Annotated in this window: 19 protein-coding genes and 1 pseudogene; 12 read left to right on the plus strand and 8 right to left on the minus strand. The window is 75.9% G+C overall.

Features of this window, described 5'->3' with window-relative positions; genetic code table 11:
- The first annotated feature begins 81 nt into the window (after nucleotides 1-81).
- The 3 genes from CCE01nite_RS09310 to CCE01nite_RS09320 all read left to right on the plus strand — a co-directional run bounded on the left by CCE01nite_RS09310 (nucleotide 82) and on the right by CCE01nite_RS09320 (nucleotide 2,384).
- On the plus strand, nucleotides 82-450 hold the full coding sequence (locus CCE01nite_RS09310) for a hypothetical protein (protein WP_141372230.1): 369 nt from the start codon (nucleotides 82-84) through the stop codon (nucleotides 448-450).
- A 175-nt stretch (nucleotides 451-625) separates the two neighbouring features.
- Nucleotides 626-1,474, plus strand: coding sequence for an SAM-dependent methyltransferase (locus CCE01nite_RS09315; protein ID WP_246056383.1), 849 nt, complete (start codon nucleotides 626-628; stop codon nucleotides 1,472-1,474).
- A gap of 106 nt (nucleotides 1,475-1,580) precedes the next feature.
- Nucleotides 1,581-2,384: a class I SAM-dependent methyltransferase gene (locus tag CCE01nite_RS09320; protein WP_170223960.1), complete on the plus strand. Its 804-nt coding sequence runs from the start codon at nucleotides 1,581-1,583 to the stop codon at nucleotides 2,382-2,384.
- A gap of 67 nt (nucleotides 2,385-2,451) precedes the next feature.
- Here CCE01nite_RS09320 and CCE01nite_RS09325 read toward each other — a convergent pair whose 3' ends face one another.
- A complete protein-coding gene (locus CCE01nite_RS09325) occupies nucleotides 2,452-3,273 on the minus strand; it encodes an endonuclease/exonuclease/phosphatase family protein (protein ID WP_141372233.1) in 822 nt (273 codons plus the stop codon).
- A gap of 57 nt (nucleotides 3,274-3,330) precedes the next feature.
- Between CCE01nite_RS09325 and CCE01nite_RS09330 the strand changes: the two genes are divergently transcribed.
- The 3 genes from CCE01nite_RS09330 (at nucleotide 3,331) to CCE01nite_RS09340 (ending at nucleotide 5,760) form a co-directional block, all read left to right on the plus strand.
- Nucleotides 3,331-3,897, plus strand: coding sequence for a nucleotidyltransferase family protein (locus CCE01nite_RS09330; RefSeq protein ID WP_141372234.1), 567 nt, complete (start codon nucleotides 3,331-3,333; stop codon nucleotides 3,895-3,897).
- Between the two features lie 32 nt (nucleotides 3,898-3,929).
- Nucleotides 3,930-4,472, plus strand: coding sequence for a GNAT family N-acetyltransferase (locus CCE01nite_RS09335; RefSeq protein WP_307722736.1), 543 nt, complete (start codon nucleotides 3,930-3,932; stop codon nucleotides 4,470-4,472).
- Between the two features lie 124 nt (nucleotides 4,473-4,596).
- Entirely contained in the window at nucleotides 4,597-5,760 is a 1,164-nt protein-coding gene (locus CCE01nite_RS09340) for a PP2C family protein-serine/threonine phosphatase (RefSeq protein WP_246056385.1), read from the plus strand.
- A 41-nt stretch (nucleotides 5,761-5,801) separates the two neighbouring features.
- On the opposite strand, the gene CCE01nite_RS09345 is transcribed toward CCE01nite_RS09340, so the two are convergent.
- The 4 genes from CCE01nite_RS09345 to CCE01nite_RS09360 form a co-directional block, all read right to left on the minus strand.
- Complete coding sequence (locus CCE01nite_RS09345; protein ID WP_141372236.1) at nucleotides 5,802-6,140, minus strand: hypothetical protein; 339 nt, start codon at nucleotides 6,138-6,140, stop codon at nucleotides 5,802-5,804.
- Nucleotides 6,121-7,350, minus strand: coding sequence for a signal peptidase I (locus CCE01nite_RS22090; protein ID WP_246056387.1), 1,230 nt, complete (start codon nucleotides 7,348-7,350; stop codon nucleotides 6,121-6,123). The genes CCE01nite_RS09345 and CCE01nite_RS22090 overlap by 20 nt, the downstream gene beginning before the upstream one ends.
- Nucleotides 7,347-8,045, minus strand: coding sequence for a TasA family protein (locus CCE01nite_RS09355; protein ID WP_034634838.1), 699 nt, complete (start codon nucleotides 8,043-8,045; stop codon nucleotides 7,347-7,349). The genes CCE01nite_RS22090 and CCE01nite_RS09355 overlap by 4 nt, the downstream gene beginning before the upstream one ends.
- A gap of 189 nt (nucleotides 8,046-8,234) precedes the next feature.
- On the minus strand, nucleotides 8,235-10,274 hold the full coding sequence (locus CCE01nite_RS09360) for a putative bifunctional diguanylate cyclase/phosphodiesterase (protein WP_246056389.1): 2,040 nt from the start codon (nucleotides 10,272-10,274) through the stop codon (nucleotides 8,235-8,237).
- Nucleotides 10,275-10,590: 316 nt separating this feature from the next.
- Here CCE01nite_RS09360 and CCE01nite_RS09365 point away from each other — a divergent pair, with 316 nt between their 5' ends.
- The 3 genes from CCE01nite_RS09365 to CCE01nite_RS22635 all read left to right on the plus strand — a co-directional run bounded on the left by CCE01nite_RS09365 (nucleotide 10,591) and on the right by CCE01nite_RS22635 (nucleotide 12,523).
- On the plus strand, nucleotides 10,591-11,238 hold the full coding sequence (locus CCE01nite_RS09365; RefSeq protein ID WP_034634836.1) for a PilZ domain-containing protein: 648 nt from the start codon (nucleotides 10,591-10,593) through the stop codon (nucleotides 11,236-11,238).
- Nucleotides 11,239-11,311: 73 nt separating this feature from the next.
- Complete coding sequence (locus tag CCE01nite_RS09370; protein WP_141372237.1) at nucleotides 11,312-11,767, plus strand: SRPBCC family protein; 456 nt, start codon at nucleotides 11,312-11,314, stop codon at nucleotides 11,765-11,767.
- 102 nt (nucleotides 11,768-11,869) lie between these two features.
- Nucleotides 11,870-12,523 carry a DUF2238 domain-containing protein gene (locus CCE01nite_RS22635; protein WP_487042763.1) on the plus strand — a complete coding sequence of 218 codons (654 nt, stop codon included), beginning with the start codon at nucleotides 11,870-11,872 and terminating at the stop codon, nucleotides 12,521-12,523.
- A 38-nt stretch (nucleotides 12,524-12,561) separates the two neighbouring features.
- Here CCE01nite_RS22635 and CCE01nite_RS09375 read toward each other — a convergent pair.
- A pseudogene (locus CCE01nite_RS09375) lies at nucleotides 12,562-16,068 on the minus strand (EAL domain-containing protein); the annotation flags it as partial.
- 135 nt (nucleotides 16,069-16,203) lie between these two features.
- Here CCE01nite_RS09375 and CCE01nite_RS09380 point away from each other — a divergent pair.
- A complete protein-coding gene (locus CCE01nite_RS09380) occupies nucleotides 16,204-17,733 on the plus strand; it encodes a DEAD/DEAH box helicase (RefSeq protein WP_141372238.1) in 1,530 nt (509 codons plus the stop codon).
- A gap of 161 nt (nucleotides 17,734-17,894) precedes the next feature.
- Here CCE01nite_RS09380 and CCE01nite_RS09385 read toward each other — a convergent pair whose 3' ends face one another.
- On the minus strand, nucleotides 17,895-18,401 hold the full coding sequence (locus CCE01nite_RS09385) for a hypothetical protein (RefSeq protein WP_141372239.1): 507 nt from the start codon (nucleotides 18,399-18,401) through the stop codon (nucleotides 17,895-17,897).
- Between the two features lie 307 nt (nucleotides 18,402-18,708).
- Between CCE01nite_RS09385 and CCE01nite_RS09390 the strand changes: the two genes are divergently transcribed.
- Nucleotides 18,709-19,155: a hypothetical protein gene (locus CCE01nite_RS09390; RefSeq protein WP_141372240.1), complete on the plus strand. Its 447-nt coding sequence runs from the start codon at nucleotides 18,709-18,711 to the stop codon at nucleotides 19,153-19,155.
- Between the two features lie 128 nt (nucleotides 19,156-19,283).
- On the opposite strand, the gene CCE01nite_RS09395 is transcribed toward CCE01nite_RS09390, so the two are convergent.
- Nucleotides 19,284-19,964, minus strand: coding sequence for an SDR family NAD(P)-dependent oxidoreductase (locus tag CCE01nite_RS09395; RefSeq protein WP_141372241.1), 681 nt, complete (start codon nucleotides 19,962-19,964; stop codon nucleotides 19,284-19,286).
- A 101-nt stretch (nucleotides 19,965-20,065) separates the two neighbouring features.
- Here CCE01nite_RS09395 and CCE01nite_RS09400 point away from each other — a divergent pair, with 101 nt between their 5' ends.
- Entirely contained in the window at nucleotides 20,066-21,028 is a 963-nt protein-coding gene (locus CCE01nite_RS09400; protein ID WP_246056391.1) for a helix-turn-helix domain-containing protein, read from the plus strand.
- Nucleotides 21,029-21,050 lie beyond the last annotated feature (22 nt).

Here is a 21,050-nt window from a genome sequence, read left to right on the forward strand (position 1 = left end):
CGCGGTCCTTGCCCGCAGGTGAGCCCGCGAGCAGCGTGGGCGACGGGGGGAGCCGCCCTCCACGGACCCGGGGAGGCCGCGATGCACCGGCTCGCTGCGAAGAACAAGTACATCGGATTCCTCTTCATGAAGATCAGCCCCGAGTACTTCGCGCTCGGGCGCAAGGGGATCCACGAGGTGTCCAAGAGCCACGCGGACAGCCTCGAGAAGTTCTCCGACCTGCTCACCCACGTCGTGACGAGCGGTCTGACGACCAAGTACGACCAGGTGACGATCGTCGAGGCCGACACGCTCGAGCAGATCCACGCGGCGGCGACCGAGTTCCGCATGGGCGCCAAGGCGCAGTACATCGAGATCGTCGACATGGTGGTCGGCATCAAGGCACCGCCGCGCAGCCACGGGGTGCGGCTCGCGCAGGCCGAGCAGCTCGAGGCGGAGTCGACGGAGTAGCGCTGCCCGACGGAGTGGCGCGCGACGGAGTGGCGCGCGCTCGTTGGAGTGCGCGTGGCCGCGTCGCCAGGGTCACCGCGCCGCGGCCGGGGTCTCGGCGGTGCAGGCGGTCGCAATGCCAGCGGCACGGCAATCGGCTTGCCGGTGCGTCCGCGTCGGTGGTTCGTTGGGCCGCGTGAGCCACCCCGAGACCACCGACGACGCCCTCGCCGCGCTCGTGCGCCCCGACCGCTACCCGCTCTCCTCGGCGTACGACCCCCGCTGGCTCGTCGGGCTCGACATGGGCCCGAACCCGCTGTGGCTGCTCGAGGACCTGTGCCACGACCTCGACCTGCGCCCGGGGATGCGCGTGCTCGACCTCGGCGCCGGCCGGGGCGCGACGTCGGTCTTCCTCGCGCGCGAGCTCGGCGTCGAGGTCGTCGCCGCGGACCTGTGGGTCGACCCGGCGGACGTGACGGCCGTGCTCGACGCCGCCGGGGTCGCCGACCGCGTCCGGGCGGTCCGCGCCGAGGCGCACTCCCTGCCGTTCGAGCCCGCGAGCTTCGACGCCGTCGTGTGCATCGACGCGTTCGAGTACTTCGGGACGTCCGAGCACTACCTGCCCCACCTCACGCGCCTGCTCGTGCCCGGCGGCCGGCTCGGCGTCGCCACGCCCGCGCTGCGCCGCGAGGTGCGCGACCTCGGCGCCGTCCCGCCGCACGTCGCGGCGTGCGTCGGGTGGGAGGCCCTCGCGTGGCACACGCCGGAGTGGTGGCGGTTCCACTGGGAGGTGACCGGGCTGGTCACCGACGTCGTCGCGCGCCTGAAGCACGGCGGGTGGGACGACTGGCTGCGGTGGCAGCGAGCGGTCGCGGCGCTCGGTCCCGTGGGGGCGGATGCCGACCGGGAGGCGGCGCACGCGTCGGAGGCCGCTGCCGCGGTCGTGCCCGACGGAGCCGGTGCCGACGCGGTCCTGACGATGCTCGAGGCCGACGGTGGCGAGCTCCTCTCCTTCACGCTCCTCTCGGCGCGCACCCCGGTCTGACCTCGCCCCGGCCGACTCCGTTCCGTGGTGGCCCGACGTCGTCGCTCGGACCGGCCTCGTTCCCCGCACCTGGCGGCCACCCCGTCCGGGTCTACCGTCGGACGTCGTGACCGCTGACGCGTTCGGACGACCCGACCCCGCCGGAGCACCTCCGGCCGTCCCCGCGCTCGACCCCCGCCGCGCCGGTGCGTTCGGGTCGTACGCCGAGGAGTACGACCGGTGGCGCGCGCACTACCCCGACGCCGCGGTCGACTGGCTCGTGCCGCCGGGGGCGGTGCGGGTCGCCGACGTCGGTGCCGGGACGGGCAGGCTGACCGGCCCGCTGCTGGCGCGCGGGCTCGACGTCGTCGCGGTCGAGCCGGCCGCGGCGATGCTCGACGTGCTGCGGCGGCGGCATCCCGCGGCGGAGGCGCACGTCGCCGGCGCGGAGCACCTGCCGCTGGGGGACGAGAGCGTCGACGCGGTGCTCGTCGCGACGGCGTGGCACTGGTTCCGCCACGACGCCGCGATCGCCGAGGTCCGGCGCGTGCTGCGCGCGGGCGGCCGGCTCGGGCTGGTGTGGAACGGGCCGCGCCCGCGCGAGGGCTGGACCGCGGCGCTCGCGGAGCTCGACCCGGACGGCGGACGCACCGAGTTCCGCGACCCCGTGCGCCGCGCGGTCGGCGTGCCCCCGGACGAGGTCGAGACCCTCGACGTGCTGTGGGACTGGCACGTGACGCCCGACGAGGTCCGTGGGCTGCTCGGGACGCACTCGGGGATCGCCGTGCTCGCGCCCGCCGAGCGTGAGCGCGTGCTCGATTCGGCCTGGGCGATCGTCGAGGCCGAGCGCCGGCGGCTCGGGACGGCGACGGTCGCGTGGCCGCAGGCCGCGGAGTGCGTCCGCTGGCGTCCCCGACCGGGCGCCACCTGACGGAGCGGGCGGGCCGCCGTCCACAGCGCGTGCGCGGCGGCCGCAGCCGACCGCCCGGCGCGCCGGCTCAGAGGTGCCGGCTCGCGGGGACGCTGTGCTCCGGCTCGCGGGCGAGCGCCACGTCGACGACGAGCGCCCGGTGGTCCGAGAGGCCCGTGTCGAGCGCCCGCCCGAGCGAGGTGGCCTCGATCGGCCCGTCGGCCAGGACATGGTCGAGCTGACGGTTCGGGTTCTCGAGCGGGAACGTGTTGGTGCTGGTCAGGGGGCGCCACCGGCTCACGCGCGCGGCCCTGTCGCCCTCGAGGTTGAGGTCGCCCATGAGCACGACCGGCCGCGGGACACCGCGCAGGTCGCGCACGAGGTGGCGCAGCTGCCGGGAGTTCCAGCCGGGGATGAAGCTCAGGTGCGTCGAGACGACCGTCATGGCGACGGGCCGACCCCCGTCGTCCGCGGGCACCTCGATCACGGCGGCGAGCGCCGCGCGCGGCTCGTCCTGCACCATCGACGGCACCCGCTGCCCGGGGAACACCACGGGGACCTTGCGGGTGAGCGCCGGCAGGGCCAGCGCGTGCCACGACAGCACCGGGTGCCGGCTCAGCAGGGCGATCCCGTAGCTCGCGGTGTTGGGCTGGAGCTCTCCGTCCGCGGCCGACCACAGGTCCGGCGTCCCGGCGAGCGTCGCGACGAACCGGTGCTCGGGCGCGTCCATCGCCTCGGCGGCGACCGCCGTGAGGTCGGCGCCGTGCGAGCGGGGCTGGTCGCGGTCGACCTCCTGCAGCGCGAGCACGTCCGCGTCGAGCCGGGCGACGGCCGCCCCGAAGCGGTCGAGGTCCACCTCGCCGTCCGTGAGCGACCTCCCGTGCAGGATGTTGAAGGTCGCGAGTCGCATCGCACCGATTGTTGCCCTCGCACTGCGAGCCCGCACGCGGTCGTGTAGACCCGTGGCATGCCCATCGACGATCGCGAGGCGATGCACGACGGCCTGCGGCTCACGGCCGTGGCGCTCGGCCAGGCCGACATCCCGTACGCCCTGTGCGGCGGGTACGCCGCGTGGGCCCGTGGCGCGCCGGAGCCCGACCACGACGCCGACTTCCTCATCCGCGAGGAGGACGTCGACGTGGCGCGCGCGGCCCTCGAGGAGGCGGGTCTCGAGGTCCTCGACCCCGCCGAGGACTGGCTGTTCAAGGCGTTCCACAAGGGCGAGCTCATCGACATCCTCTTCCGCATGACGGGCGAGCCCGTCGACGAGGGGCTGTTCGAGCGGTCCGACCGCATCGAGGTGCTCGCGGTGCGGATGCCGGTGCTCAGCGCGACCGACGTGCTGTCGAGCAAGCTGCGCGTGCTCGGCGAGCACTACTGCGACTTCTCGCGGCTCCTGCCGGTCGCACGGGCGCTGCGCGAGCAGATCGACTGGGAGGTCGTGCGCCGCGAGGTCGGCGACAACCCGTACGCGCGCGCGTTCCTGTTCCTGCTCGACGACCTGCGCGTCACCCCGTCGGGCGACGCGGACTGAGCCCGTCGCCGGGCGGGTGCGACGATGTCGCGGTGCCCCCCGACACCCCGCCGAGCAGCGCCTTCGTGCCCGACGCACCCGCACCGGTGCGCGTCGTCCCCGTGACGGCGGACCACGCGCGCGGGGTGCTCGCCGTGTTCGACGAGGGCATGCGCGCGGGGAACGCGACGTTCGAGACGCGCGTCCCGGCGTGGGACGAGTGGGACGCGCGGCACAGCGCGGAGCACCGGTTCGTCGCGCTCGACGACGACGGCGACGTGCTCGGCTGGGCGGCGGTCGGTCCGGTGAGCACCCGGGCCGCGTACGCGGGGGTCGTCGAGCTCTCGGTCTACGTGGCCGGGCGGGCACAGGGCCGGGGCGTGGGCGGCGCGCTCGTCCGCGCGGTCGTCGCGAGCACCGAGGCCGCCGGCATCTGGACCGTGCAGTCGGGCGTCTTCCGGGAGAACAGCGCCTCGCTCGCGCTGCACGAGCGCCACGGCTTCCGGGTCGTCGGGGTGCGCGAGCGCATCGGGCGGCGCGACGGCCGCTGGCGCGACGTCGTCCTGCTCGAGCGGCGCAGCCCGGTCGTGGACTGACCCCGTTGTGGACTGACCCCGTCGTGGACTGATCCCGTCCCGGGCTCACCCGGACTCCTCATGTCCCGCGCGCACCGGCCGATGGGGGAGCCGGTGGTCCGTCGGACGAGAGGTGAGGGTCGGGGTGCAGGCGAGCGAGACTGAGCGGGTCGAGGCGCTGCACCGGCTGGGGGTGCTCGACTCCGGCCCGGACCGGCGCTTCGACGACGTCGTCCGCCTCGCGCGGCGGCTCTTCGAGGTGCCGACGGCGCTCGTGACGCTGGTCGACCGCACTCGGACCGTGCACAAGGCCGGCGACCCCGGCGGGGTGCTGCCCCGCGAGCAGACGTTCTGCTCGACCACGGTCGCCGAGGACCGCACGCTCGTCGTGCCCGACGCGACCCTGGACCCCCGGTTCGCTGGCCTGCCGCGCGTCGCGGGCGAGGAGCACGTGCGCTTCTACGCCGGCCAGCCGCTCCGGGCGCCCGGCGGTCACCGGGTCGGGGTGCTGTGCCTCGTCGACGTCCGTCCGCGCGAGTTCGGCCCCGAGCAGCAGGCCCTGCTGCGAGACCTGGCGCACTGGGTCGAGGCGCAGATGGCCGTCGAGCTCGAGCTCGAGCGCGCCGCCCAGATCCAGGCCGGGCTCCTGCCGCGCGAGGCGCCGCTCGTCCCGGGCTACGGCGTCGCGGGGGCGTGCGTCGCCGCGGGCATCGGCGGGGACTTCTTCGACTGGTCGCCGACCCCGGCCGGGCTGACGCTGAGCATCGTCGACGTCCTCGGCACCGGCCCGGCCGCGAGCATCATGGCGGCGTCCGTGCGCGCGGTCCTGCGCGTCGCGTCCCGCCAGGCGGGGGTCGCCGGCGCGCTCGAGGAGGCCGGCGCCGTCCTGCACACGGACCTGCACGCGACCGGCTTTCTCGCGACGAGCTTCCACGCGCACCTCGACCGGGCGACCGGCGACGTGACCTACGCCGACGCGGGCCACGGGCTGACCCTCGTCGTGCACCCCGACGGGACGAGCACCCGGCTCGCCGCGTCAGGCCTGCCGCTCGGGGTCCTGCCCACGCCCGTCACGGCGGAGCGCACGGTCCACCTCGACCCCGGCGACCTGCTCGTGACGTTCAGCGACGGGCTCGTCGAGCGGTTCACGAACAGCGCCGACTGCCTGCCCGCGGTGCACGACGCGCTGCGCGGGGCGGCGAGCGCGCAGGCGGCGGTCGACGCGGTCCTGGCGCTCGCGGCGCAGGGGCGCGCGGGGGCCGCGGACGTGACCGTGCTCGCGGTGCGACGGGACGACGCCGGCGTCTGACCCGGGCGCCGGATGCTTCACGCCGACCGGGCCGGTCGGGGTCAGCGGCCGCGGCCCTCGCGCGGCGCTCGGGGGTCGTCGCGCGGCTCGGGGGGCGCCGGCGTGGGCGTGGCCGTGGCGGCCGGCGTGGACAGCAGCGCGGCGACGGGCCGCGGTGCGGTGAGCTCGGGGACCGCGGGGGCGCTGAAGTCGGGGACCGTCCGGACCGTCGCCACCAGCGTCTCGGTGTCGGTGAACACCGCGGACGTCGCGTCGGGTGCGGTCGCCGACGCGCCGAGCAGCCCGCCGGCGGCGACGAGCGCGGCCGCGACGAGGCGCAGCGTGCGACCGCGGGCGGCGGCGGCGGTCCCGGGCCGGGGCTCAGCCGAGGAGCAGGTCATCGGCCCTCCCGCGGTGCCGCGGCGGGCGGGGGGCGCGCCGGCTGTCGAGCAGCGACTGGACCTCCATGACGGCGAGCGCGACGAGCGGCGGCACGAGCATCGCGAACCGGCCCTCGGCGGACCGGGCCCACGCGAGCACCCACCCCCAGCCCGGGTAGACGTCGAGCACCACGCCGCGCACGCGCGAGAGCGGCGTCGCGTCAGGGTCGGGCGCGGGGTTCGCGTCGCCCTTCGTCACGATGAACGGGCGCTCGACGAGCTCGCCCGTGACCGGGTCGCGCGTCGGGAGCATGCGGCCCGTGGCCTCGTCCTGGCGCAGCACCGGCAGGTAGTGCAGCGCGACGATCCGGTGCGTCACGAGCGTGTCGGAGCCCGGCGGCCAGAACGACACGACCTGACCGACGCGCAGCTGGGACGGGTCCGTGATGCGCCGCATGATGACGGCGTCGCCGGCGTCGAAGCCGCCCGCCTCCGTCCCGGACATCGAGCCGGACGTCACGATGAGCACGCGCTGGTCGTGCAGCTGGAACCACAGCGGCACGAGCAGCGAGATCGCGTACGCCGTCACGCACACCACGACCACGAGCCACGCGACCGCCGTGACGAGGCGCCGGCGCCAGGTCCGCGGGACGCGCGCGAGGCTCGCCGGGGTCCACTGCGCGCGGTGCGGTGCGGGGCCCCGCGCGGTGCGGGGCCGACCGACGGCGCGCACCGCGCGGGTGAACGTGGGGAACCAGCGCGCCGCCGTGCCGGGCCGGGCCGCGCCCGTGACCCACGAGCCGCCGCGCAGCTCCTGGTCGCGTGCCGCCGACGCGACCGCCTCGAGCCCGATCGCGGGCGTCGAGCCCGTCGGCAGGCCGTGGTTGTCGGGCCGAGCCGACCGCGGCGCGGCGGGCGTCGCGGCCCGGACGAACCGTGGCGGGAGCCCGGGCTGGCGCGGCCGTGCGTGCCCGGGCGGACGCGGTCCGCGTGGGGCGGGCCGCGGCGCAGGTGCGGGCGGCCGGATCACCGAGGACGGCGACGGCGACGGGGCCCGCGCCGGCGAGGGCGCGGCGGGTCGTGCGGCGTCCGGTGCGGCACCCGGCGCCGACGTGAGCCGCGCGGTCGGGACCGACGGCGGACCGACCCGGGGCACGGCGACGCCCCGCGTCCCGCCGACGGGTTCGTCGGCGGGCGCGGTCGTTCCGTACGGCCGGGTCGTCGTGCTCACGAGTTGTTGGTCGTCTGCTCCGCGTCGAACCGCAGCGAGATCGAGCTGGACGTGTCCTGGTACTCGTTGCCCGCGTCCTGCGCGAGGTCGAGGCGCACGCACAGCGTCTCCGACTCCTGCGAGGGCAGGTCCCGGTCGCCGGGCTGCGCGAGGCTCGTCGGGTCGCCCAGGAGGCGGGTCCACCCGTCGGTCGCGAGCGCCCCGGCACCGTCGACGCGGCCGGCGCGGGCAAGCGGCTCGGCGCCGTCCGTCCCGGCGCGCGTGCACGTGACCCCGGCGTAGAGGCGGAGCTGGAGCTGCGCGGTCAGGCGGGCGTCCGTGGCCTCGGCGTCGGGCGCGTGGTCGGCGGTGCCGGACGACGTGTCGACGTCCGTCGCCTGGTAGCGGACGGCGTAGCGGTAGCGCAGCGAGCCGCCGTTGCGGACGGTGACCTCGGCGAGCACCGCGTCCCCCGGCGCGAGCCCCCCGCTCGGCACCACGAAGTCGGGCGCGGACGCGGCGAGGTCGATCGTGCCGGTCGTGATGCCGTTCCCGGCGACCGCCTCGTTGTCGGTGAACAGGGCGGCGGTCGTCAGCGCGGTCACGCCGACGCCGGCGAGGCCGAGGATCACGACGGTCGAGACGAGCCGTCGGCGTCGGGCGGCGTCGTGGCGCTGCGGGCGGGGGTCGACCATCTCCATGAGGAGCTCGTCCATCGGTCTCGGGGTGCCTTTCATCGAGGTGGGGCCGCGCGCGGGGCGGGGCCCCGGTGGGGGTCGGGTGCGTCATCGGCAGGGCGCCCGGGCGACTTGAGCGTTTCTGCACGACTTCGTGCGTGGATCGGGGGGTCTGGGCCGGTGCGGCCCGTCCTGGGCCGGTGTGCGCCGGTTCGAGGAGCTCTCGGGCTACACGGACGCCACCGGTCGCGCGGGGCGGGGGACCTCCGTGACGGCGCTCGACACCGATGTCGACGCGGGGTCGGGGAGCTCGTCGGCGGGCAGCGCCTGCGCGTAGTGGTAGCCCTGCGCCTGGTCGACGTCGAGGCTCCGCAGCATGTCGGCGGTCGCGGCGTCCTCGACGCCCTCGGCCACGACGGTCAGGCCGAACGAGTGCGCGAGGTCGACCATGGCCTTGACGACGACGCCCGACCCGCGCCCGCTCGACGCGAGGCTCGTCGCGGTCAGCCCGGTCACGAAGCGGCGGTCGATCTTGAGCTGGTCGACGGGCAGGTCGAGGAGCTGGGAGATCGAGGTGTTGCCGATCCCGAAGTCGTCGATCGCGACCTGCACGCCGAGCGCGGACAGGCGCTCGAGCACCGGGACGATGCGCGACGGCTCCGTGACCAGCGCGGTCTCGGTGATCTCGACCTCGAGCAGCGCGGCGGGGACGTCGTGCTCGAGCAGCAGGTCCTCGATGAGCAGGACGACCGTAGGGGACGTGACGTCGTGCGCCGAGAGGTTGACGGCGACCGGCGTCGTGCGGCCCTGGCCCTGCCACTGCGCGAGCTGGGCGACGACGGTCGTGAGCGCGAAGCGGGTGAGCTCGTGGATGAGGCCCGACTGCTCGGCGAGCGGCACGAAGAGGTCCGGCGGGAGCAGCCCGCGCGTGGGGTGGCGCCAGCGGATCAGCGCCTCGTAGCCGGCGGTGCGGCCGGTCCGCAGGTCGACCTTCGGCTGGTAGTGCAGCTCGAGCTCGGCGGGCCCGTCGACCACGTCGCCGCCGGTGCCCCCACCCCCGGACGCCGGCGCCCCGCGCACGCCCCCACGCCCTGTGCTGCGGGCCCCGAGCGCGCGGTGCAGGTCCCCGAGCAGCACGAGCCGCGCGGGGGAGGAGTCGTCCTCGTCGGGGGAGTACACGGCGACGCCCAGGCGGTGCGCCTTGGCGGTGTACATCGCGACGTCGGCCATCCGCATGAGCGACGTCGCGTCGTCCGCGTGGTCCGGCAGGCACGCGACGCCGATCGACGTCTCGACGTGCAGCGGCAGCTCGCCGAGCACGAACGGCGCCGCGAACACCCCGCGCACGCGCTGCGCCAGGCGCTCCGCGTCCTCGACGCTGTGCACCTCGGGCAGCAGGACCGCGAACTCGTCGCCGCCCAGGCGCGCCACGAGGTCCTCGTCGCGCAGCACGTCGCGCAGCCGGGCCGCGACCTGCTCGAGCAGCTCGTCGCCGCGGTCGTGGCCCAGCGAGTCGTTGATGTCCTTGAACCGGTCGACGTCGAGCAGCACGAGGCCCACGCGCGTGCCCTCCTCGTGCGCGCGCTCGATGGACCGGGCGAGCCGGTCGGCGAGGAGCCGGCGGTTGGGCAGGCCGGTGAGCGAGTCGAGCAGCGCGAGGCGCGCGTTGTCGAGCGCGGAGGTCTGCAGCCGGCGGGACGCGGTCAGCACGGTGCGGAACAGCAGCAGCCACAGGATCACGAGCCCCGCGGCGACGACGACGGTGACGGTGCGGCTGCCGTCGCGCAGGGCCGCGGTCGTCGCCGTGTGGTCGAGCACGACCTCGGCGGCCCCGACGATCTGGCCGTCGACGGACATCGGCGTGTAGACCGACAGCACCTCGCGCTGCGTGCCGCCGAGGGTGCCGCCCCGGACGTCGGTGACCACGCGCGCGTCGGGCGTGGCCCGGCGGGTCGCGGCGTCGAGCCGGTCGCCGTCCGCGAACCCGGTCGAGGCGCTCTCGGAGTCGTAGAGCAGGTTGCCGTCGAACGTCCACAGGCGCAGCGAGACGAGCCGACCCTCGTAGCCCGCGAGCTCGTCCTCGAGGCGCGCGCGCTGCGCCGGGTCGAGCAGCGCGAGCGTGAAGGACTCGGCGTCGACCGCGCGCCCGGCGTAGACGGCGACGGTCTGGGCGGCGTCGACGCCGTCGCGCAGGGCCTGGCGCTGCAGGACGCCGGAGATGGTCACCACGAGGGTCGCCCCGAGCGTGAGCATGGCGAGCACGCTCACGACGGCGAAGTACCGGGTCAGGGACCAGCGGCGACGGGCGGGAGGCAGGGTGACCTCGCGGGGGCGGGACGGGGCGGCGGGGGACGCGCGAGCCCGGGGAGGCGGGGCTCGTGCCACACAGTAGGGGAGTGGAAGGGACAATTGTGAGATTCTCCTCATGGGACGCGCCGTTCTCTGGACGGACGTCCGAGTTCACCCCGCGCCCCCGGCGGCATTCACCCGCGCGGCGGCATCCGACACCCTGCCGCGCCGGTAGCGTCGGACCGAGGAACAGCCTCACTGCGGCCCCCGGGCCGCGTCCATGGACGGACACCCGATGCACGAGCTCTCCCCCTGCACGGTCCGCGCGGCGGACGACGACGTGACCGTCGTCGGCTTCGTGCGCGCGTTCGAGGGCGACACGCTGACCATCGGCTCGGAGGACCTCGTGCGCGGGCTCGCCACCGGCGGGGACGTCACCGTCCAGGTCCTCGACGAGGTCCGCGGCGAGTGCCTGTACGCCGGCTTCGTCTCGCGCGTCGCGGGCGACCAGGTCGAGATCGCCGACGTCGATCTCGTGGCGACCCTGCAGAAGCGCGAGGTCGCCCGCGTGCGCACCTCCGTGCCGTGCCGCGGCGTCGTGACGCGCCCCGCCGAGGTGTTCCTCGAGGCGCTCGACGACGGCCAGGTGCCGCACCCCGGCGGCGAGCACGACCTCGACTTCACCGTCCTCGACATCAGCGCGCACGGCATGCGCGTCCTCGCGCGCGACACCGTGCCCGTCGGCAGCGTCATCCGCTTCGAGTTCCCCGAGCTCGACGCGCCGTTCCTGCTCGCCGCCGTCGTCGTGCGCGGCCAGGAGTCCCGCACCGGCATGCACTACGGCTGCCGCTTCGAGGGGACGACGGACCGCGAGGCCGACGCGCTGTTCGCCTACGTGATGCGCACCCAGGGCGCCCAGCGCCGCGAGCGCCTGCGCATCTGACGTCCGTCGCCCCGAGCGGCCGGCAGCGGCAGCTCCGCCGCGCGCCGCACGCCGCGTCGGGCGACGATCAGGCATGCGCCCCGGCCTCCTCGCCCGCACCGCCCGCCTGCTCGACGGTTCCCTGACGCTGCGCGCCCACGGCGGGGTCGACGCGGCGACCGCGTGGCGCCGCTACGACGAGCTCGCGCTGTGGCCGCGGTGGGCGCCTCACCTGCGCCGGGTCGACTCCGACGCCGCCACGCTGACCGCGGGCGGGCGGGGCCGCGTCCGGGGGCCGTTCGGGGTCACCGCGCGGTTCGCGGTCGTCGCCGTCGACCACGACCGGCGACGGTGGACGTGGCGCGTGCGGTCCGGGCCGCTCGCGGTCGTCCTCGAGCACGGCGTCGACCGCGGCCCGGACGGCGCGGGCTCGCGCACGTGGCTCACGATGCGGGGCCCGTACCCCGCGCTGCTCGGCTACGCCCCGCTCGCGTGGTGGGCGCTGCACCGGCTCGTGAGCCGCCCCCGGCTGCCCGGGACGGCGGCGTGAGCACACCCCGCCGGACCCCCGCACGGGCGGCGTGAGCACGCCCCGCCGGATCCCCGCACGCCGCAGGTGCCGAGGCGCACGGCCGGACCTACAGTGACCCGGGTGCAGCCCACCCCGCCGCCGGCCCTCGCGCCGCAGCCCCGCTGGGTCCCCGCCGACGCCGTCCGCGTCGCCGGCGTGCTCAGCGTGCTCGTGGCGCTCACGTTCGACGCGGTCGCGGTCGCCCTCATGCTGCTCGTGCTCGGCGGGCTCGTCGTCCCGCGCGTGCTGCGCGTCCCCGGCGCGCTCGACGTCGCGTACGGCGCGGGGCTGCTCGTCGCCGCGTGGAGCGGGATCCTCGACGTGTACGAGGCGATCGCCTGGTGGGACCTCGTCGTGCACCTCGTCGTCACCGGGCTCGTCGCGGCCGTCGCCTACCTCGCGGTCGTCCGCCTCGGCGCGGCGCTGCACCCCCGCGACGCCACGACGCGCGGGCAGCGGGCCGGCGTCGTCCTGCTGACCGTCGGCCTCGGGCTCGCGCTCGGGGTGCAGTGGGAGATCAGCGAGTGGCTCGGCCACACGTACCTCGACGAGTCGATCTACGTGAGCGAGGCCGACACGATCGGCGACCTCGTGGCGGACGGCCTCGGGTCGGTCCTCGCGGGCGTCGTGCTCGTGCGCCGCGGGGCGGCGTCCTCGGCCTCCGCCACGAGCGAGCGGCCCAGCAGGTCGCCCGCGCGGTCGCCAGGCACGGCCCGGTCGAACAGGAACCCCTGACCGCTCGCGCAGCCCACCTCGCGCAGCGCCGCGAGCTGACCGAGGGTCTCGATGCCCTCCGCGATGACCTCGAGCCCGAGCGCGCTGCCCATCGCGATGATCGCCTTGACGAGCTCGCGGCTCTGGGTGCCCTCGAGGATCTCGCTCACGAAGGACCGGTCGATCTTGAGCGCGTCGACCGGGTACCGGTGCACCGTCTGCAGCGACGAGTGCCCGGCGCCGAAGTCGTCGATGTGCAGCCGCAGGCCGGCCTCGTGCATCTGCGCCATGAGCTGGTGGGCGAGCTCGGGGCGCCGCATGATCACGCCCTCGGTGACCTCGAGCGTCAGGCACGTCGCGTCGAGCCGGTGGCGGCGCAGGCACGCCAGGACGTGCTCGACGAGGCCCGCGTGCCAGAACTCGCGGTCGGAGATGTTCACGCTGACGTTGACGGGCCCGTCGTACTGCTCGCGCCACTGCGCGACCTGGCGGCACACGTCCTCGAGGATCCAGCGCCCGAGCCGGACGACGAGCCCGGTCTCCTCCATGAGCGGCAGGAACTCGCCCGGCCCGAGCAGCCCGCGGGTCGGGTGCGCCCACCGCACGAGCGCCTCGAAGCGGTGCACGTGGCCCGCCGCGAGGTCGACGATCGGCTGGTAGTGCACCGCGAACTGCTGCTCGTCGAGGGCCGCCTGGACCTCGGCCTGGAGCCGGACGTGGTGGACGGCCTCGTCGTGCATCGCGGCGTCGAAGTAGGAGAGCGTCCCCGGCTCGTGCGACTTGGCGTGGTACATCGCGGTGTCCGCGTCGCGCAGCACGTCCTCGGCCCGCTCGTAGCTCACCGCTGACGACGCGATGCCGAGGCTCGCGGTGACCCACAGCGCGTGCCCGTCGATCTCGACCGGCCGCGCGAGGCTGTTCTGGATCCGGCGCGCGACGCGGGGGACCTGCTCGGGGTCGATGGCGTCGAGCAGCACCGCGAACTCGTCGCCGCCGAACCGGGCCGCGGTGTCCTGCGGGCGCAGCACCGAGCGGATCCGGTCGCTGACCGCGCGCAGCAGCCGGTCGCCGACCTGGTGGCCGAGCGAGTCGTTGACGACCTTGAACCGGTCGAGGTCGAGGAAGACGACCGCGAACGGCACCTCGTTCCGGACCCACCGGTCCACGCTCGCCGTGAGCCGCTCGAGGAACATGCGCCGGTTCGGCAGGCCCGTCGCGGCGTCGTACAGCGCGTTGCGGCGCAGCTCCTCCTCGAGGCGCTTGCGGTCGTCGATGTCGGTGAGCGAGCCGAGGATCGTGCGGGCCCGCGCGTCCCCGTCGCCGCGCGTGACCGGCATCGCCCGCGCGAGCATCCAGCGGTGCTCGGTGTGGCTCGGGCCGCGGAAGCGGTACTCGATCTCGGCGTGCGGGAGCGTCCCGTCGACGACGAGGAGCAGCTCGGTGCGGAAGCGCTCGGCGTCCTCGGGGTGCACGCCCTGGAACCACAGCCGCTGCATCTCCGCGGAGTCGGGGTGCCCCTGCGCGCGGTCGAGCCCGAGCAGGTCGGCGCAGCGGTCCGAGAACGACATCGCGCCGTCGTGCGGGTCCCACTCCCACAGGCCCTCGTTCATGGCCCGCGCGAGCATCGCGTACCGCTCCTCGGAGGTGCGCAGCGTCTCGGTGAGCTGCTCCTGCTCGAACGCCGCGCACAGCAGCGCCGCCCAGTGGTTGTAGGTGTCGCGCCCCGCGGACGTGTCGATCGGGCCGACGACGGCGAGCGTGCCCCAGTCGGTGCCGTTGGCCCGGACCGGCATGAGGTAGGTGACCTCGCCGCGGCTCGCGTCCGCGGCCTCGACGAGCTCGACGGGCGGGAACTGCTCGGGGCGCACCGCGTCGCCGACCCGCGCCGAGCGCACGAGGCCGTCGGGGTCGTGGACGCCCTCGACGACGAGCCGCCCGTCGCGCCAGCGCGCGAGCACCCCGACGCGGACGTGCGAGCGCGCGAGCCAGCGCAGCCGGCCCGGATCGTCCGTCCCGTGCCCGAGCAGGCCCATCCCGATCTCGTACTGCTCCTGGTTCGCGTTGCGCAGCTCGTCGGCGCGGCCCACGTAGAGGCCGGCCTGGATGCGCCAGAGCACCGCGGACGCGCGGCTGCCGATGCCCTCGACCAGGCCGCGGACCGTGCCGGGCCCCTCGAGCGCCGCGAGCCGGTCCTGCACGTAGCGGGTGAGCGCGTCGTCGACCCGCTGGAGCACCTCGGGCCGGTGCACGTGCGCGGACAGCGGGCCGAGCACCGCGGTGACGCGGTCGTGGTCGGGGCGCTCCCCGGTCGCGACGACGCGGTCGACCGCCGCCGCGAGCGCGTCGAGCGTCGCCTGCACCGCGTGGCGTGCGTCGACGAGCGGCGACCCGGCGACGAGCACCGCGTTGAGCCGTGACTCGAGGGCCTCGAGCGCCTCGGCGGGGCTGACCCGCGCCGACGCGGGCCGCTCGTCGGACGCCGCGCACCCGCACGACGCCCGGGCGACGACCTGCGAGGGCGGTGCGTGGCCGGCGGGATCGGGGCTGCTGCCGCGGAGCTCGTCGAGCAGCAGGCGCCCGGCGAGCGCGCCGATGCTGTCGAAGCGCTGGTTGACGGTCGTGAGCGTCGGGCTCGTGAACGCGCCGGCCTCGACGTTGTCGAACCCGACGACGGCGAGGTCGTGCGGGACGGCCACGCCGGCCGCGGCGACGGCCGGGACGAAGCCGAGCGCGTTGCGGTCGGTCGCGAACATCACGCCGGTCGGCCGGTCGTCCGAGGCGAGGAACGCGGCGGCGGCCTGCGCCCCGCCGTGCTCGACGTTGTTCGCGACGGGGTAGAAGTGCGCGGGGTCGGCGACGAGGCCGAGCTCCTCGAGCGCGGCGACGTACGCGACGTGGCGCTCGACCATGTCGGGCTGGGCGAGGCAGCCGACGAACCCGATGCGCGTGTGCCCGTGCTCGGCGAGGTGGCGCACCGCGTCGCGCGTGCCCTGCGCGTTGTCGGGCATCGCGACGGGCGCGTCGAACCCGGGGATGCGGTTGCTCGTGAGCGTCACGGCCTTGCCCGCGGCGCGCACCGCCTCGAGGTACGCGCGCGGGACGGCGGCGGAGACGGAGACGACGGAGTCGACGTGGTCCCACGCGTACCGGCCCGTGAACGGCGGGGGCTCGACGGCGTCGTCGTTCATCAGCCCGGCGTCGAGGGTCTGCGCGACGACGACCCGCCGCCCGCTCCGGCCGAGCTCGCGCGTGACGCCGGCGAGCACCTCGCCGAAGTAGTCGCCCGTGGCCCACTGGCTGAGGACCAGGACGGCGTTCGGGGTGGTCACGGGTCTCCTGGGGGTGGTGGGCTCGGCCGCGTGGCGCCGCGGTGCACGCCTCCCCATCGGCCGGCGCGCACAGGTCCTGACGATTCGGACGCCGCGGACCTGCCCGGACCTGGACGCTCGTCCGGTTTTCACCCGGTCGCGGGGGCGCCGGGAGGGTCTCGTGGGCGTGCCAGACGGCCCCCGGAAGACCCGTGTGGCGCACGTGACGCGACAGACACGCACGTAAACGGCCCGCATGAGGCACACTGGGTGGTGCGATGCGCGCAACCAGCGCGTCCGACGTCGTGGAGCACCGGCGGGTCTCGAGCAGTCGAAACCCCGCAGAGCCGCCGCGAGCCCCGACCTCCTCCACCGCCGGAAAGGCGCCCCCTCATGACCTTCTCTGCTCTCGGCGTGCCCGAGTCCCTCGTCCAGACCCTCACCGCGCAGGGCATCACCGCCCCGTTCCCGATCCAGACCGCGACGCTCCCGGACACCCTCCAGGGCCGCGACGTCCTGGGCCGCGGCCGCACCGGCTCGGGCAAGACCCTCGCGTTCGCCCTGCCGATGGTCGCGCGCCTCGCGGCGTCGACCGGCGCACGCCGCGCCGCCCGACCCCGGGGCCTGATCCTGGCCCCGACGCGGGAGCTCGCGACGCAGATCACCGCGACGCTCGAGCCGCTGGCCCGCGCCGAGCGCCTCAGCATCACGACGATCTTCGGCGGCGTCTCGCAGGGCCGTCAGGTCAGCGCGCTCAACGGCGGCATCGACATCCTCGTCGCGTGCCCCGGCCGCCTCGAGGACCTGCTCAAGCAGCGCTGCCTCACGCTCGACGGCGTCGAGATCACCGTGCTCGACGAGGCCGACCACATGGCCGACCTCGGGTTCCTCCCGGGCGTCAAGCGGATCATGGACCAGACGCCCAAGCGCGGTCAGCGGATGCTCTTCTCCGCGACGCTGGACAACGGCGTCGACCAGCTCGTCAAGCGCTACCTGAGCAACCCGCTCACGCACTCGGTCGACTCCGCGGAGTCCCCGGTCGCGAAGATGACGCACCACGTGCTCGCGGTCCCGGACGCCGAGGCCAAGCGCCTCGTCGTGCAGGAGCTCGCCTCGGGCACCGGTCGCCGCGTGCTGTTCATGCGCACCAAGCACCAGGCCAAGAAGCTCGCCAAGCAGCTCACGAGCGCGGGCATCCCGGCGGTCGACCTGCACGGCAACCTCAGCCAGCCGGCCCGCGAGCGCAACCTCGAGGCGTTCTCCAACGGCTCGGTGCGCGTGCTCGTCGCGACCGACATCGCGGCGCGCGGCATCCACGTCGACGACGTCGAGCTCGTCGTGCACGTCGACCCGCCGGCCGAGCACAAGGCGTACCTGCACCGCTCGGGCCGCACCGCCCGCGCCGGGTCCGAGGGCGTCGTCGTCACCGTCATGCTCCCCGAGCAGGCCGGCGACGTCCGCACGCTGACCCGCCAGGCCAAGATCAACGTCCAGCCGCAGCAGACCCGCCCGGGTTCGCGTGCGGTCGCCGAGCTCGTCGGCGAGGTCGCCGCACTCGTCACGCCGACGGCGGCGTCGCTCGGGATCACCCCGCCGCAGGGCCAGCCGCGTCGCGGTGACAGCCGTCCCGCCGGTGGCGGCAGCGGTCGTCGTCGCGGAGCCGGTGGCGGCGGCGGCGCGGCCGGCGGTCGCGGCCGTGGCGCCGGTGCCTCGGCGGCCGGTCAGGGCGGCGCCCCGGCGTCGGCCGGCGGCCGCAGCCAGGGTGGCGGCTCGTCGCGCGGCGGTCAGCCGGCGCGTCCGGCCCGTGCCGGCGGCGGCGCGCGTCGCGGCGGCGGCAGTACCTCGGTGTACTCGACCTCGACCGGCGGCGCGACGAGCGGCGCGGTCGCGATGTCGATGGCCGGGAACCGCCGCTCGCGCTGAGCCCCTCGCGTCTCCCCGACGCCCCTGGCACCGTTGGTGCCGGGGGCGTCGGCGTGTCCGGGGCAGGCGGCCGCCCGCGCGCCGGGCGAGGCGCGTCCGGGGTCAGGCAGCCGGGCTCGCCCGCCGCGCGAGACGACGTCGCGTCGGCCGGCGGGCGCCGGTCAGCCCGCGCGTCTGCTCCGGACGAGGCGTTCGCGGGCGAGGCCGCGGACTCGGCGCGTCCGGCCGTGGGCCTCGAGGAGCACGAGGACCGCCGCGCTGTGCGACTCGGCGGCGAGCCGGCGCTGCAGCCAGTCCGACCACGCCGCGACCTCGGGCTCCGCCGCCCCCGCGTCGACGGGTGTCCGTCCGCGTAGGACGGCGAGGTCGCCGGCCCTGGCGCGGACCTTCTCCCGCTCGGGCTCGGGCACCGCCCGGACCCACGGCTCGGCCTCGACGGCGGGGAGCCGCTCGAGCATCGCGAACGCGACGCCGACGGCGAGCGCGGGCTCCGGCTCGGCGACCGTCGCGGCCAGGAGCGGCCCGGCGACGTCCGCGCGGGCCAGCGCCGCCTGGTAGACGGCCCAGCGGTCGTGCTCGTCGCGCGGGTCGATCTCGCCGTCCCGGCGGACCAGGCGCAGGAGCTCCGCGAGGGCCGGGCCGTCGGCGGTGCCCTGGTGCTCCTCCACGGGGCCACTGTGCCGCACGCGCAGCACGCCTGAGTCGCGGGCGCGGTGCCGAGCGCCGGATGGCGGCTGCGCGAGCCCGCAGCTACTTCCGGCTCTTCCGCGTGACGCCCAGGACGAGCAGCACCACCACGACGGCGGTGGCGCCCGCCCAGAGCCATCCCTCGAGTCCGAGCGAACCTGCCGACGTCATCCGAGGTCTTCTCCTTCCGTGGCCGCGGGGCTTGCGCTCGCATCTTCGCCGGGATGCCCCGGAGGTGGCGGGTCATCCGTCCACGCACCTTCCAGGACGACGCGGCAGACTGCCCCGATGGTGTCCCCGCCGCTCCCGGAGGAGTCGCCCCGTGCGGTCGCGCGTCTGTCCGCGCTGTGCGAGCGGCTGCTCACGGACCTCGGACCGGAGGTGTTCGAGCGGGACGACGACGGCGTCGGCTTCGTCCTGACCCCGCCGGAGGGTGCCTGCCCCGTCTATCTGCTGGCCTGGGGCGACGCCCTGATCCTCGGGTTCGGCGCGGGCGGGTGCCGGTGGGAGCTGGAGCGGAGCGACGCCGACCTGGACCTCGTCGAGGAGGTCGTCGGGGCCGCGGTCCAGGGCCGCGTGCGCGAGGTGTTCGGTCCCTCGCGCTCCGAGGTGACCCTGTGGTTCGCCGACGGGACGGAGCACCGCACGGCGCAGGCGGACGCGCTGAGCGGGTGCCTGCCGGTGCCGCGCTGGCGCTCGCGCCCGGACCGCCTCCGGGAGTACGCGCCCTACTGACGGCGGGCGCGGGTCCCGGGCCGACGCGGTGGTCGTTGAGGACGAGCGCGGTGGGGGCCGGGTCGAGCGCCGGCCCGCAGGCCGTCGGTGCGCGCGGCACCGCATCGACGACCCGCCCGCCTCGGGCGTCAGAACGCGATGCGTCCGTCCCGGTCGTGCAGCTCGCCCGTCGGGCCGTCGGGGCCCAGCAGCGCGAGCCGGACGGCGGCGTCGGTGCCCTCGGTGACCGTCTGGTGGCCGTTGTGGCCGTTGAGGTCGGTCGCGGTGTAGCCGGGGTCGCACGCGTTCACCCGCATCCCGGGCAGGTTCTTCGCGTACTGCACGGTCAGGGTGATGACGCCCGCCTTCGCGGCGGTGTAGGGGACGGCAAGCACGTGGGACTCGATGCGCGCCGGGTCCTGGAGGAACCGCGGGACGCCGAGGCCGGACGCGACGTTGACGACGACGGGGTTCGCGGAACGGCGCAGCAGGGGCAGCGCGGCCTGGGTGACGCGGACGACGCCGACGAGGTTCGTCTGCAGCACGCTCTCCATCGCCGCGACGTCGAGGTCGTCGACGCCCGACGAGGTCCCGGCGATCCCCGCGTTGTTGACGAGGACGTCGAGCCCGGGGAGCGCGGCGAGGGCGGCGGCGACGGACGCGTCGTCGGTCACGTCGAGCTCGACCGGGATCGCGCCGAGGCCCTTCGCGGCGTCGCCGCTGCCCAGGTCGCGCATCCCGGCGTAGACGGTGTGGCCGGCCTCGAGGAGGCGGCGGGCGGTCTCGAGGCCGAGGCCCTTGTTGGCCCCGGTGATCAGTGTGGTGGTCATGCCGCCACCCTGCGGCGTAGAGCGGGCCCGTTCCAGGCACGGTCCGACGGTAGGACTGCCGGTACCACCCGGCCGTGGCGCCCGCGGGGGACGATGGCTCGGTGACGGGTCCCGAGGTGCGGTCGGGTGCGACGGTGTCGCCGATGCGCGGTGCGGAGCGGCGGCACGGCGAGCCACGTGGGGGCGGTGTCGAGCCGGGCGGCGAGGCGCGGCGGTCCGGTGACTCGTCCGACGAGCTCGCGCGCGTGCTGCGGGCGTGGCGCGACCGGGTCCAGCCGGTCGAGGTCGGGCTGCCCGCGGCGGTCACCCGGCGCACGCCCGGGCTGCGGCGCGAGGAGCTCGCGATGCTCGCCGGGGTGAGCGTCGACTACGTCGTCCGCCTCGAGCAGGGCCGCGCACGCAACCCCTCGCCGCAGCTGCTCGGTGCGCTCGCACGGGCACTGCGGCTGCACGACGGCGAGCGCGACCACCTCTTCCGCGTCGCGGGCGTCGCCGTCCCGTCGCGCCGGACGGTCCCGCGGCACCTCACTCCCGGCGTCCAGCGGATGGTCGACCGGCTCGGCGACCTCCCGCTCAGCGTGTGCACCGCCGACTGGACGCTCGTGCGCTGGAACCCCCTGTGGGCGGCCCTGCACGGCGACCCGTCGGCGCTGGCGCCCCTGGACCGCAACGTGGCGTGGCGGACCTTCGCCACCGGGATCCCGGGGGTGCTGCACTCGCCGGAGGACGCCGAGGCGTTCCGCGCGGACCTCGTCGGCGACCTGCGGGCCGCGGTCGGGCGGTACCCGGACGACCGGGGGCTCGCGTCGCTCGTCGCGCGGCTGCAGCGGGAGTCGCCGGACTTCGCCGCGCGCTGGGCGACCGCGCACGTCGCGGAGCACCGGTCGAGCCGCAAGACCGTGAGCACGCCGGTGGGCCCGATCGCGGTCGACTGCGACGTGCTGACGGCGCCCGGGATCGACGTGCGGATCGTCGTCTACACCGTGGCGCCGGGCTCGGAGGACGCCGAGCGGCTCGACCTGCTGCGGGTCACGGGGCTGCAGGATCTGGGTCCCCGGGGATAGGCGGCAGGTCGGGACGGAATCG

The sequence above is a fragment of the Cellulomonas cellasea genome (genome assembly GCF_006538745.1).
GTDB classification, from domain to species: domain Bacteria; phylum Actinomycetota; class Actinomycetes; order Actinomycetales; family Cellulomonadaceae; genus Cellulomonas_A; species Cellulomonas_A cellasea.